The 12,917-nt window shown below is 68.7% G+C and carries 10 protein-coding genes; 6 read left to right on the top strand and 4 right to left on the bottom strand.

The genetic code is table 11. The annotated features are described in order from the left end of the window. Positions 1-205: 205 nt before the first annotated feature. Positions 206-985 (top strand): IclR family transcriptional regulator, encoded by a 780-nt coding sequence (locus tag IE247_RS03295; RefSeq protein ID WP_190121279.1) that lies wholly within the window; start codon positions 206-208, stop codon positions 983-985. A gap of 120 nt (positions 986-1,105) precedes the next feature. Further along, positions 1,106-1,546: an SsgA family sporulation/cell division regulator gene (locus tag IE247_RS03300; protein ID WP_190121280.1), complete on the top strand. Its 441-nt coding sequence runs from the start codon at positions 1,106-1,108 to the stop codon at positions 1,544-1,546. A 15-nt stretch (positions 1,547-1,561) separates the two neighbouring features. On the opposite strand, the gene IE247_RS03305 is transcribed toward IE247_RS03300, so the two are convergent. After that, the gene (locus IE247_RS03305) at positions 1,562-2,986 is read right to left on the bottom strand and encodes a YibE/F family protein (protein ID WP_190121281.1); all 1,425 of its coding nucleotides are present in this window, start codon (positions 2,984-2,986) and stop codon (positions 1,562-1,564) included. A gap of 222 nt (positions 2,987-3,208) precedes the next feature. On the opposite strand from IE247_RS03305, the gene thiC reads away from it, so the two are divergent. Further along, positions 3,209-4,987 carry a phosphomethylpyrimidine synthase ThiC gene (thiC, locus tag IE247_RS03310; RefSeq protein WP_190121282.1) on the top strand — a complete coding sequence of 593 codons (1,779 nt, stop codon included), beginning with the start codon at positions 3,209-3,211 and terminating at the stop codon, positions 4,985-4,987. 27 nt (positions 4,988-5,014) lie between these two features. On the opposite strand, the gene IE247_RS03315 is transcribed toward thiC, so the two are convergent. The 3 genes from IE247_RS03315 to IE247_RS03325 form a co-directional block, all read right to left on the bottom strand. After that, a complete protein-coding gene (locus IE247_RS03315) occupies positions 5,015-5,914 on the bottom strand; it encodes a hypothetical protein (protein ID WP_190121283.1) in 900 nt (299 codons plus the stop codon). A 147-nt stretch (positions 5,915-6,061) separates the two neighbouring features. Further along, positions 6,062-7,273: a metallophosphoesterase gene (locus tag IE247_RS03320; RefSeq protein ID WP_190121284.1), complete on the bottom strand. Its 1,212-nt coding sequence runs from the start codon at positions 7,271-7,273 to the stop codon at positions 6,062-6,064. A gap of 174 nt (positions 7,274-7,447) precedes the next feature. After that, the gene (locus tag IE247_RS03325) at positions 7,448-8,560 is read right to left on the bottom strand and encodes a LacI family DNA-binding transcriptional regulator (RefSeq protein WP_190121285.1); all 1,113 of its coding nucleotides are present in this window, start codon (positions 8,558-8,560) and stop codon (positions 7,448-7,450) included. 440 nt (positions 8,561-9,000) lie between these two features. Between IE247_RS03325 and hisC the strand changes: the two genes are divergently transcribed. From hisC to cydB, 3 genes are all read left to right on the top strand, one after another. Then, complete coding sequence (hisC, locus tag IE247_RS03330) at positions 9,001-10,083, top strand: histidinol-phosphate transaminase (protein ID WP_190121286.1); 1,083 nt, start codon at positions 9,001-9,003, stop codon at positions 10,081-10,083. 301 nt (positions 10,084-10,384) lie between these two features. Then, on the top strand, positions 10,385-11,893 hold the full coding sequence (locus IE247_RS03335) for a cytochrome ubiquinol oxidase subunit I (RefSeq protein WP_190121287.1): 1,509 nt from the start codon (positions 10,385-10,387) through the stop codon (positions 11,891-11,893). A gap of 22 nt (positions 11,894-11,915) precedes the next feature. Further along, positions 11,916-12,917, top strand: coding sequence for a cytochrome d ubiquinol oxidase subunit II (gene cydB, locus IE247_RS03340; RefSeq protein WP_190121288.1), 1,002 nt, complete (start codon positions 11,916-11,918; stop codon positions 12,915-12,917).

The following is a 12,917-nucleotide window of genomic DNA, read 5'->3' on the forward strand; positions in this document are numbered from 1 at the left end:
CACTGGCGGTACAAGTGTTAACCCGCCCGGGGGAACACCTGTTGACCCCCAGACCCATCCGGGGGGACGGCCGTTACAGTGGCAAGCCGCCGCCACGGCCGCCGGGATCCCGCTCGGGAGAGCTCCCGGAAACCCGTGCGGCGGGCACGCGGGGGCGGCCCCCGCGGGCGGGCGGGTCGCCCGTCACCATGCCCGGGGGTGACCTTTGGCCACAGGTACGAGCGCCACCGTCCCTACCCTGATCGGCTCGGTGCAGCGGGCCCTGCGGCTGCTGGAGGCCGTGGCCTGCCACCCCGAGGGCGCACCCGCCAAACAGCTCGCCCGGGAGACGTCCATCCCGCTCCCCACCGCCTACCATCTGCTGCGCACCCTGACCCATGAGGACTATCTGCGCCGGGAGAAGGGCCTCTTCCTGCTCGGCGGCGCGGTCGGCCGGCTCGCTCTCGGCGAGTCCGCGCAGAATCGTCGCGGCGAGCTCGACAGGACGCTGGAGCACTGGCGGGACGCCATCGGCGCACCGGTCTATCTCGCGTTCTACCGCGAGGGCGAGATCGAGCTGGTCGGCTGCGCCGACTCCCCCTACGCCCCCGCGGTCGAGGAGTGGGCGGACTTCCGCGAGACCGGGCACGCGCACGCCATCGGGCAGTGCCTGCTGAGCCGACTCGATCCGAGAGCCAGGGGCGATCATCTCGACCGCCACCCGGTGCGCCCGGTGACCCCCCATTCCGTACGGGACCGGCGCACCCTGCTGGAGCGGCTCGCCGCCGCCGGGCGGGGGCCGGTGGTGGAGCGCCAGGAGTACGCGCTGGGCACGGTCTGCGCCGCCGTCCCGGTCACGGTCGGTTCCGGCACCGGAGCCGTCGCCGCCGCGATGGCGATCTCGCTCCCCCTCCATCAGGAGGCCCGACTGCTGCCCGCCGTCGAACAGTTACGCAAAGGGGTGGGCGGGCTGCCGGGCGCGCTCGCCCTCTCTATCAGTATCTGAAATATCACCGCTTGTAGTCCTCTAGCGCATACAGCACGATTACGGCAAGAGGGTCATGGGGATCATTCCTGGCCGTTTTCGACAGTCTTTCGGCAGTCTTCCTTCACTGCGGGGTACACGATGCGCGAGTCGGTCCAGGCTGAGGTCCTGATGAGTTTCCTTGTCTCCGAGGAGCTCTCGTTCCGGATCCCGGTGGAGCTTCGGTACGGGACGGAGGATCCGTACGCCGTGCGGATGACCTTCCATCTGCCCGGGGACGCGCCTGTGACCTGGGCCTTCAGTCGTGATCTGCTGCTGGACGGACTGCTGGGCCCCACGGGCGAGGGCGATGTCCACATCGCGCCGACCGGCTCCGACGGACCGGCCGATCTCGGCATCCGGCTCCAGGTGCGCGGTGACCGGGCGCTGTTCCTGGTGAGCGCGGCACCGGTGATGGCCTTCCTCGACCGCACCGACCGGCTGGTGCCGCTCGGCAAGGAGCGCTCGTACGGCGATTGCGAGGGCGATCTCGACCGCGCGCTCACCGGCATCCTGGTGGAGGCCGAGGAGAACGCGGGCTGAGCAGGCTCTGCTTCTTCACTTCTTCCGTCGGCGGCCCTTGCCGCCGAGTCCCGTACGGCCGCCCTGGCGCGCTACGCTCTCCGATCCCGCCGAGAACCCTGTCGAGCCCCCCGCGAGGACCCCTGCGGGGACCCCCGCCGCGGCGGCCGCCGGGGCGCCGGCGGGCCGGTCGGCGGAGACCACCAGCGCCGCGAGCGCGGTCGTCACCGGCACCGAGGCGACCAGACCGATCGATCCGACCAGGGTCCTTACGATCTCCGCCGCCACCACCTCGCTGTTGGCCACCGTCCCCACGCTGCTCTGCGCGATCGAGAACAGCAGAAGCAGCGGCAGCGCGGCTCCCGCGTAGGCCAGCACCAGTGTGTTGACCACCGAGGCGATATGGTCCCGGCCGATCCTGATGCCCGCGCGGTACAGCTCCTTCGGGCCCATGTCGGGGTCGGCCTGGCGCAGTTCCCACACGGCCGAGGTCTGGGTGACCGTCACATCGTCGAGCACACCGAGCGAACCGATGATGACACTGGCCAGCAGAAGGCCGCTCATGTCGATGTTCGGATAGAGGCCGTGAATCAGACCGGTGTTGTCATCGGTGTTCCCCGACAGCACCGCCCAGCCGATGAAGACCGATCCCAGCAGCCCGATCAGCATCAGGGAGACCAGGGTGCCCAGGACCGCCACCGAGGTCCGCGCGGTCAGTCCGTGGCAGGTGTAGAGCGCGATCAGCATGATGGCGCTCGATCCGACCACCGCGACGATCAGCGGATTGGAGCCCTCCAGGATCGCGGGCAGGATGAACAGGGTCAGCACGGCGAACGACGCGATCAGCGCGACCAGCGCCATCACCCCGCGCATCCGCCCCACCAGCACCACCGAGAGCGCGAAGATGCCAGCCAGCAGCGCCATCGGGAGCGTACGGTCCACATCGATCACCGCGTACTGGAGTTCGCGGGGCGCGTCGGGCGCGAACGCCACCACCACGTCCTGCCCCTGCTTCAACTGCCGTGAGGCGTCGGGCTGGACGATCTCGGTGAAGACGCGGCCCGCGTTCTTCCCGGTGGTGACTTTGATCTCGGCCTTGCCGCATTCGCCCTGCCGGGCCTTGACCGCCTCCCGTCCCTGGGGCGTGCTGGTGTCCCCGGTCGGCGGCACCTGAGCGGCGTTCACCTCCTTGCAGTCGACCTTGTCGACCCGGGTGACCGCGGCCTCCTCGGTCTGCCGGTCGAAGCCGACGCCGGTGCGCTCGTGGCCGGGCGCCGAGCCCGGCCAGAGCACCAGGAGTCCCACGACGACGGCGGTCGCGAAAGGGATCAGCACCGCGGCGATCACCCTGCGCAGATGCCGGGAGACGGGAACGGCCGGACCGTGGCTGTGGCTGTGGCTGTGGCTGTGCGAATGGCCGTGCGAGTGGCTGTGCTGAGGGTCGGGCGGCGAAGAGGTCACCGGTCGATCATCGCAAGAACGGAGGGGGGCCTCTGTTCAGCACGCCAGAAATGACGCTAGCGTGGTGTCACCTTTGCACACGCGGGAGCTCGGAGCACCGGGCTGAGAGGGCGCTGAACTCCGTACGAGCCGACTGGCCAAAGCCAGCGCGCGGGCTGCGGAAATCGCTGCGTCGACCGCCGAACCTGTTACCGGGTAATGCCGGCGTAGGGAGTAGGTCTCATGACCGTTCAGGATGCACGCACGCCTGCCGTCGACCAGGCCACCGGCCACGGCGAGCGCAAGCCGGGCTGGCACAAGGGGTATGTCGAGGGCTCCCGCCCCGACCTCCGGGTGCCGGTCCGACAGGTGCACCTCACCAATGGCGCGGATGTGACGCTGTATGACACATCCGGCCCGTACACCGACCCCGGCATCGAGACCGATGTACGCCGTGGCCTCGCGCCGCTGCGGGAGAACTGGATCATCGGCCGGGGCGACACCGAGGAGTACACGGGCCGCCCCGTCCGCCCCGAGGACGACGGCATCAAGCACACCTCGCCGCGCGGCGGGCTCAAGAATCTCGACGCGGTCTTCCCAGGCCGTCCGCGTCAGCCCCGCCGGGGGCGCGAGGGCCGCCCGGTGACTCAACTGGCGTACGCCCGGCGCGGAGAGATCACCCCCGAGATGGAGTACGTGGCCATCCGGGAGAACGTCTCCCCCGAGGTGGTCCGCGAGGAGATCGCGGCGGGCCGGGCGGTGCTGCCGGCCAATGTGAACCACCCGGAGATCGAGCCGATGATCATCGGCAAGCGGTTCCTGGTTAAGGTCAACGCCAACATCGGCAACTCGGCGGTCACCTCCTCCATCGAGGAGGAGGTCGAGAAGATGACCTGGGCGACCCGCTGGGGAGCGGACACGGTCATGGACCTGTCGACCGGCCGCAATATTCACACCACCCGTGAGTGGGTGCTGCGCAACTCCCCCGTTCCGATCGGCACCGTCCCGCTCTACCAGGCGCTGGAGAAGGTCGACGGCAAGGCCGAGGAGCTGAACTGGGAGGTCTACAAGGACACCGTGATCGAGCAGGCCGAGCAGGGCGTCGACTACATGACGGTCCACGCGGGGGTGCTGCTGCGGTACGTTCCGCTGACCGCGCGCCGTAAGACCGGCATCGTCTCGCGCGGCGGATCGATCATGGCGGCGTGGTGCCTCGCCCACCACAAGGAGTCGTTCCTCTACGAGAACTTCGAGGAGCTGTGCGAGATCCTCGCCGCGTACGACGTGACCTACTCGCTCGGTGACGGTCTGCGGCCGGGCTCGATCGCGGACGCCAACGACGAGGCGCAGTTCGCCGAGTTGAACACGCTCGGGGAACTCAACCGGATCGCCAAGAGTTTTCAGGTTCAGACGATGATCGAGGGCCCCGGGCATGTCCCGATGCACAAGATCAAGGAGAACATCGACCTCCAGCAGGAGATCTGCGAAGAGGCTCCCTTCTACACGCTCGGCCCGCTCACCACGGATGTGGCCCCCGCGTACGACCACATCACCTCCGGCATCGGGGCGGCGATGATCGCCTGGTGGGGCACCGCGATGCTCTGCTACGTCACGCCCAAGGAGCACCTGGGCCTCCCGAACCGCGACGATGTGAAGACGGGCGTGATCACCTACAAGATCGCCGCTCATGCCGCCGATCTCGCCAAGGGGCATCCGGGCGCCCAGGAGTGGGACGACGCGCTGTCCGACGCGCGGTTCGAGTTCCGGTGGGAGGACCAGTTCAATCTGGCCCTCGACCCGGACACGGCCCGCGAGTTCCACGACGAGACGCTGCCGGCCGAGCCGGCGAAGACCGCGCACTTCTGCTCGATGTGCGGCCCGAAGTTCTGCAGCATGAAGATCTCCCAGGACATCAGGCGGCAGCACGGCGGGTCGCAGCAGGAGATCGAGGACGGCATGAACGAGAAGTCCAAGGAGTTCGCCGCCGCGGGCAACCGGGTGTATCTGCCGCTCGCCGAGTGAGCCCGGCCGGGGCCTCCGGCCGGTGTCTCACTCCGGCCGGGGCCCGGGATCTCGGGGTTCGGAACTCCTGGGCCCGGGACCATCGGGCTCCGGTCGGCCGGGCTCAGGTCGGCCGGGTTCCGGGCCGGTGAGGTCCGGGCTGGTGAACGCGGTCCGGCGACCGGCCGGTGAGCCCTCGTCCGGGCCGCCGGCCGCCGGAGGCCGGCTCGTGGGGTTCGGCAGCTCCACGGACATCGGGTCGATGCCGGGATCCGACAGCGCGGCCCGCAGAAACGGCAGGATGCCCCGCTCCAGCAGCGCGTGCCGCCAGGCGTCCTGGGCGCGGGTGACCTCCTCGGGGATCTCCTCCGAGATCTCCTCGGCCTCCACCTGGGTCGCGGAATTCCGCAGGGCGGTACGGAGCAGGGCCATCGTGGCGAACAGGATGGCCGCCGCCGTGAGCGCGGCGAAGACCCAGCCCGTGGTGATCAGCGGCGTCGCCAGTGCCGGGGGAGGGTCGAGCATCCTCAGAAGATGGCCGATCAGCAGGAACATCAGGGCCGCGAGCCCGGCCAGCACCGGGGCCAGCACGGTGATCACGGCCGTGAGGCCGACGCCGCTCTCCCGGTCCGGCTCGCCGTCGTCCTCGCCCGTGGTTCTTGTGGCGTTCGTGGCATTCGCGGCGCTCGTCGCCTCGCCGTCGGCGCGGGCCGGATGCGGGCGGGTCTCCTCGCGGATCCGGGTGTAGTGCTCGTACTCGGCGGCGGCGGCCCCGGCGATGACCGCCGTGGCGTTGAGGGCCATGGTGCGCAGCTGTGTGGCGTTCAGCCGCTGCCCCACGGCGCTGAGGTCCGGACGGTCATGGGCGGTACGCAGCACTTCGTCGAGCAGGCGCTCGAACTCGGCTCGGTCCTCGGTCAGCAGGTGCGGAGCACTTCTCATGTGCATCCCCCGGTTCCCCGCGGCACCGGACCGCCCGGACACGACCGGGCGAACGGGTGTCGGCGGAGGAGAGACTGCTACGGATAAGCCGATGGTAGAGCCGCGATGGCGGACAGTGACAGAGGATTTCGGTAAAAGGGTGCCCGGCTTGGGTCAGTTGGGCAGCGGCAGCCGTACGACCAGGAGTTTGCCGGCCATGGTCACGCCGCCGTCCATGGCGATCGCCAGACCGTCCGCGTACACATGGGGCCCTTCGACCACGGGACGGTCGCCGTCCTCGCCGTCCTCGGTGCCGACCTCGCCCAGCAGATAGGGGATGGGGCTGTGGCCGTGGACGATGCGGCTGCCGCCGTAGGTGGAGAGCAGTTCGCGCACCGCCTGCGGGCCGGCCTCGTCACGGAAGGCGAAGCGTTTGGTCAGCTTGCGGAAGAGGTCCCAGCACTCGTCGGCGTCATTGCGGGTGAGGATCTCGTGGACGGTCTCATTGACGTCCTCGATGGTCGATCCGTACTCCAGATACGCCGTGGTGTCGGAGTGGAGCAGCAGATGTCCGTCCTCCTCGACCACCGCGTCGAGTCGGGCCATCCACTGGAGGTGGACGTCCTGGAGACGGTCCATGTCGTTCTTCTGGCCGCCGTTGAGCAGCCAGGCGGCCTGGAAGGTGGCGGTTCCGGCACCGGAGTTGACCGGGGTGTCGGAGAACCGTTTGGCCCCCAGCAGCAGGAGTTCGTGGTTGCCCATCAGGGCCTTGCAGTAGCCGCCGGCGGCGGCGGCCTCGGCGGAGAGCCGCATCACCAGGTCGATGACGCCGATGCCGTCGGGACCCCGGTCGGTGAAGTCGCCGAGGAACCAGAGGCGCGCGTTTCCGGCGGCCCAGCGGCCGTCGGCGTCGATGAGGCCCTGTGCGGCGAGGGCGGCGAACAGTTCGTCCAGATATCCATGGACATCGCCGACGACATAGAGCGGACCGAGGCCGTCCGGGACCGGGGATCCCTCGGGGGCGGTGTGCGCCTGGGGGATGTCGCCGCGGCTGATCACCGGCAGGTCGCGCTCGGTGGGGGTGTAGCCGTCGGGGAACTCTCCCTCCGGCACGGCGTCGCCCGGGTGCGAGAAGGGGGAAGGCGCCGGGGGCTGGGCCGGCGGCGGTGGCGTCTGGGGAACCGGCGGCACCTGCGGAACCGGCGGTGCCTGTGGCGGCGGAGGGGCTTGGGGGCTGTGGGGCTGAGGCGGTGCCTGAGGGGGCTGAGGCTGTTCCTGTCCCTCGGGCGTCTCCGACCGCACGGGTACTTGCGCGTACGGCGGAACGCGGAAATCGCGCAATGTCGCCGTCCGCACCACGGGTCCCTGACCGGCCCCCTGAGTCATCGACCCCTCCACCACCGTCGCGCCGCCGTTCACCTCTCGGCCCAGCCTGGTCGGGGTGGTCCGCGGTGTCGTGCGCCCATCATAGGAATGAGGTCCGCGCTCTGTGACGCACCAGGGGTGGTGAATCCGTCGGTACCCCTGATGCGTCGGCTGATTCGTCCTGAATAAGGGGGTCTAGTCAGGTGCGGGGGAACGAGGCGCGCTCACTGTGGTCCGGGGCGAGCGGCGCTGTGAGGAGGTCCTGATGATCAGCTCGGTCGGTATCACCTGCTCGACCGGACGCCCCTCGTCGATTCCCTCGATCGCGTCGATGAGGAGCTGGACGACGGCCGTGCCGATCCTGCGCGGTTTGAGCGAGAGCGTGGTGATGGGCGGTTCGGTCGCCGCGTACACCGTGGACTCGCTGCAACAGACGAGCAGCAGGTCCTCCGGGACGCGCAGACCGTACCTCCGGGCGGCGGCGAGGAGATCGGTGCCGTTGGGGTCGAAGAGCCCGTAGACGGCGTCGGGCCGGTCCGGGCGGGCGAGCAGCCGGTCGGCGGCCACGGCCCCCGCGCAGGGGTCGTGAGCGGGGTAGGACTCATAGACCGGGTCCTGGCCCACACGTTCGCACCAGCGGAGATACGCGGTGGTGGAGAGGCGTGTATAGGTGTCGGTGGTGGTGCCGGTGAGCAGCCCGATTCTGCGGGCCCCGGCGTCGGCGAGATGGTCGAGCAGATCGAGTACGGCGGCTTCGTGGTCGTTGTCGACCCAGGCGGTGACCGGGAGGGTGCCCGCCGGGCGGCCGTCGGAGACGACGGGCAGCCCCTGCCGGACGAGTTCGGTCACGACCGGGTCGTGGTCGGAGGGATCGATGACGACCGTGCCGTCGAGGGCGACATTCGACCAGACGTCGTGACGGGAGGTGGCGGGGAGGATCACCAGCGCGTAGCCGCGGGCGAGCGCGGCCGAGGTCGCGGCCCTCGCCATTTCGGCGAAGTAGGCGAACTCCGTGAAGGTGAAAGGTTCATCCCCGTACGTCGTCACGGTCAGGCCGATGAGCCCCGACTTTCCGGTACGGAGTGTGCGGGCCGCGGCGGACGGGCGATAGCCCAGCCGCTCGGCGACCTCGCGGACATGCCGGCGAGTGGCGTCCGGGAGCCGGCCCTTCCCGTTGAGCGCGTCGGAGACAGTCGTGATGGAGACACCGGCTGCGGCGGCGACGTCTCGGATGCCCGCCCGACCTTGCCGGCTGCCCCGGCGGGATGTGTCCGTCCGGCTCACCTGGTGCTTCCCTGCTGCTGTCATGGCGAGCCGATAGTAGGGCTCGCGCGGACGATTGGGCCGGTCGCATATTCGCTCGTTGACAGGCACGTTTCTGCATGATCATAACCCATCAACTGCCTTGCAATTTAAAGGAGTTGAACGTTACATCTCTAATGAATAGGGTGCCCCGGCACCCCGGTCGACCGATTGATCGATGTTTCGAAGAGGTCTCAACTCACCTCTACGGGGGATGCGCGCCACGGAGTGAGCCACCGGCGCGCGCCATGGATTCGAGCGCTCCCCCATCCTTTCCGGCTCCATCCGTACGCGCTTCGCGGGAATCCTCATAAGGTGAGTAGTAATGGCCCCGGCGCGCCCCCGCGGTGCGCCGGTTCCATTGAACCGATGCGATGTGTGCTGATTCGATGTACTGATCAGAAGTACTGGTTCCGTGGTGCACGGACGGTCGAGGAGGACCTGCGGTGAGCGAGACGAGCCCCAAGCTTCGAGCAGAGCTGGACGGCATCCCCACCTACAAGCCGGGCAGGCCCGCGGCCGCCGGCGGCACGGTCGCGTTCAAGCTGTCGTCCAACGAGAACCCCTATCCGCCGCTGCCCGGGGTGATGGAGAGCGCGATCGCCGCGGCAGGCTCCTTCAACCGCTACCCGGACCTGGCCTGTACCGGGCTGGTGAATGAGCTGGCGAACCGTTTCGACGTGCCGCTGGAGCATCTGGCCACCGGTACGGGTTCGGTGGGCGTCGCCCAGTCGCTGGTGCAGGCCACCTCGGGCCCGGGCGACGAGGTCGTGTACGCCTGGCGGTCCTTCGAGGCGTACCCGATCATCACCAGGATCAGCGGTGCCCGGCCGGTGGAGGTGCCGCTGACCCCGGGCGATGTGCACGATCTCGACGCGATGGCCGACGCGATCACCGACCGGACCCGGCTGATCTTCGTCTGCAACCCCAACAACCCCACTGGCACCGTGGTGCGCCGGGCCGAGCTGGAGAGGTTCCTCGACCGGGTGCCCTCCGACGTGCTCGTGGTGCTGGACGAGGCGTACCGGGAGTTCATCCGCGACCCCGAGGTGCCGGACGGTGTGGCGATCTACCGGGACCGCCCCAATGTGGCCGTGCTCCGCACCTTCTCCAAGGCGTACGGGCTGGCGGGGCTGAGGGTCGGCTTCGCGGTCGCGCACGAGCCGGTGGCCGCCGCGCTGCGCAAGACCGCGGTGCCCTTCGGTGTGTCCCAGCTCGCGCAGGACGCGGCGGTCGCCTCGCTGCGGGCCGAGGACGAGCTGCTGGGCCGGGTCGGCTCGCTGGTCGCCGAGCGGGGTCGGGTGTACGAGAGCCTGGTCAAGCAGGGCTGGACCGTGCCCGAGACCCAGGCGAACTTCGTCTGGCTCCGGCTGGGCGGGCGGACGGCCGACTTCGCGGCGGCCTGTGAGGCGGCCGGGGTGACGGTCCGGCCGTTCCCGGGGGAGGGCGTGCGGATCACCATCGGCGAGGAGGAGGCCAACGACCTCTTCCTGCACACCGCCGACGCCTTCCGCGCCAAGATCCAGTAGCGCTTCGGCGCCGCTCGCGCCCCGGCGTCACGGGGTGACCTTCCTTCTCCGCGCAGGGCCCGGACCGCACTCAGGTCCGGGCCCTGCGCGCTGTGCCGCCAGGGGGAGATCGCCGGCGTCCGGCCCCGATCCGCCCGGATCCGTCCGAAGGGCACCCCCCGGTCATAGGTGTGGTTTTCGTATGAGCCATAATTGCTTGTGAATGTGAACGCGTTCACAAGCGTGTCCTGTTCATCCCGCGATCGCTGGGATTATTCAGGCAAACTGCCGATCGACCTCGTCGATGTAAGGAGATGACGACGTGGACTTGGCTTTGGCGCCGGAAACCTTGGCGCGCTGGCAGTTCGGCATCACCACCGTCTACCACTTCCTCTTCGTCCCCCTCACGATCTCCCTCGCCGCCCTCACGGCGGGGCTCCAGACCGCCTGGGTCCGTACGGAGAAGCAGAAGTACCTCAAGGCCACCAAGTTCTGGGGCAAGCTCTTCCTGATCAACATCGCCATGGGTGTTGTCACGGGAATTGTGCAGGAGTTCCAGTTCGGTATGAACTGGTCCGACTACTCCCGGTTCGTCGGCGACATCTTCGGGGCTCCGCTCGCCTTCGAAGCGCTGATCGCGTTCTTCTTCGAGTCGACCTTCATCGGGCTGTGGATCTTCGGCTGGGACAAGCTGCCGAAGCGGATCCATCTGGCCTGCATCTGGATGGTGTCCATCGGCACCATCCTGTCCGCCTACTTCATCCTGGCGGCCAACTCCTGGATGCAGCACCCCGTCGGATACCGCATCAACGAGGAACGCGGCCGGGCCGAGCTGACCGACTTCTGGAAGGTCCTCACCCAGGACACCGCGCTCTCCCAGTTCTTCCACACCATCACCGCGGCCTTCCTCGTCGGCGGCGCGTTCATGGTCGGCATCGCCGCCTACCACCTGGCGCGCAAGAAGCACATCCCGGTGATGCGCACCTCGCTGCGGCTCGGCCTGGTCACCCTGATCACCGCCGGACTCTTCACCGCCATCAGCGGCGATGTGCTCGGCAAGGTCATGTACCGGCAGCAGCCGATGAAGATGGCCGCCGCCGAGGCGCTGTGGGACGGCGAGGCCCCCGCCCCCTTCTCGATCTTCGCCTACGGCGATGTCGACGAGGGCCACAACAAGGTCGCCATAGAGATCCCGGGCCTGCTGTCCTTCCTGGCCAAGGGCGACTTCGAGTCGTACGTCCCGGGCATCAACGACGTCAACAAGGCCGAGCAGGAGAAGTACGGCCCCGGCGACTACCGGCCCAATATCCCCGTCGCCTACTGGGGCTTCCGCTGGATGATCGGCTTCGGCATGGCCTCCGTCGCCGTCGGAGTGCTCGGCCTCTGGCTCACCCGCAAGAGGTTCCTGCTGCCCCAGGCCCTGCGGACCGGCGAGGACGAGGTGCCGCACCTGGTGCTCTTCCGCAAGCAGCCGCTGGGACCCCGCTTCTCCCGGTGGTACTGGATCGTCGCGCTGTGGACCATGACCTTCCCGCTGATCGCCACCTCCTGGGGCTGGATCTTCACCGAGATGGGCCGTCAGCCCTGGGTCGTGTACGGAGTGCTGCGCACCAAGGACGCGGTCTCCCCCGGGGTCTCCCAGGGCGAGGTCCTCACCTCGATGATCATCTTCACCACGCTCTACGCGGTGCTCGCCGTGATCGAGTTCAAGCTGATGGTCAAGTACGCGAAGGCGGGGCCGCCCGAGCTGACCGAGGCAGACCTCAACCCGCCCACCAAGATCGGCGGCGACGACCGTGACGCCGACCGTCCGATGGCCTTCTCGTACTGAGGCCCTGAGGAGCTGCTGAGTCATGGAACTCCACGACGTCTGGTTCGTCCTGATCGCCGTCCTGTGGATCGGCTATTTCTTCCTCGAAGGCTTTGACTTCGGGGTGGGCGTCCTGACCAAACTGCTCGCCCGGAACCGGAAGGAACGGCGGGTACTGATCAACACCATCGGGCCCGTCTGGGACGGCAACGAGGTGTGGCTGCTCTCCGCGGGCGGCGCGACCTTCGCGGCCTTCCCCGACTGGTACGCCACCCTCTTCTCCGGCTTCTACCTCCCGCTGCTGCTCATCCTCTTCTGTCTGATCGTGCGCGGAGTCTCCTTCGAGTACCGCCACAAGCGCCCCGACGACAGATGGCAGACCAACTGGGAGCACGCGATCTTCTGGACCTCGCTGCTGCCCGCCTTCCTCTGGGGAGTGGCCTTCGGCAACATCGTCCGGGGCGTGAAGATCGACGCGCAGAAGGAGTACGTCGGCAATGTCCTCGACCTCCTCAACGCCTACTCGCTCCTCGGCGGACTGGTGACGCTGACGCTCTTCACCTTCCACGGCACGGTCTTCGTCGCGCTGAAGACGGTGGGGGACATCCGCGTCCGGGCCCGCGCGCTGGCCCTGAAGCTGGGACTCCTCACCGCCGTCCTGGCGCTCGGCTTCCTGATCTGGACCCAGGCCACACGCGGCGACGGCGCCAGCCTGATCGCGATGGCCGTCGCGGTGGCGTCACTCGTGGCGGCGATCATCGCGAACCAGGCGGGGCGCGAGGGCTGGTCCTTCGCCTTCTCCGGGGTGACCATCGTGGCCGCCGTCTCGATGCTCTTCCTGACGCTCTTCCCGAACGTCATGCCGTCCTCGCTCAACGACGCCTGGAACCTCACGGTCACCAACGCCTCGTCCACCCCGTACACACTCAAGATCATGACCTGGTGCGCCGGTATCGCCACCCCGGTCGTGCTGCTCTACCAGGGCTGGACGTACTGGGTCTTCCGCAAGCGGATCGGCACCCAGCACATCGCCGACGCCCACTAG

Origin of the sequence: Streptomyces inusitatus (genome assembly GCF_014651115.1) — a bacterium.
GTDB classification, from domain to species: Bacteria; Actinomycetota; Actinomycetes; order Streptomycetales; family Streptomycetaceae; genus Streptomyces; species Streptomyces amakusaensis.

Coding starts and splice junctions, on each gene's coding strand:
- IE247_RS03300 (WP_190121280.1), top strand. CDS start 1,106: ATGCGCGAGTCGGTCCAGGCTGAGGTCCTGATGAGTTTCCTTGTCTCC.
- thiC (WP_190121282.1), top strand. CDS start 3,209: ATGACCGTTCAGGATGCACGCACGCCTGCCGTCGACCAGGCCACCGGC.
- IE247_RS03315 (WP_190121283.1), bottom strand. CDS start 5,914: ATGCACATGAGAAGTGCTCCGCACCTGCTGACCGAGGACCGAGCCGAG.
- IE247_RS03320 (WP_190121284.1), bottom strand. CDS start 7,273: ATGACTCAGGGGGCCGGTCAGGGACCCGTGGTGCGGACGGCGACATTG.
- IE247_RS03325 (WP_190121285.1), bottom strand. CDS start 8,560: ATGACAGCAGCAGGGAAGCACCAGGTGAGCCGGACGGACACATCCCGC.
- cydB (WP_190121288.1), top strand. CDS start 11,916: ATGGAACTCCACGACGTCTGGTTCGTCCTGATCGCCGTCCTGTGGATC.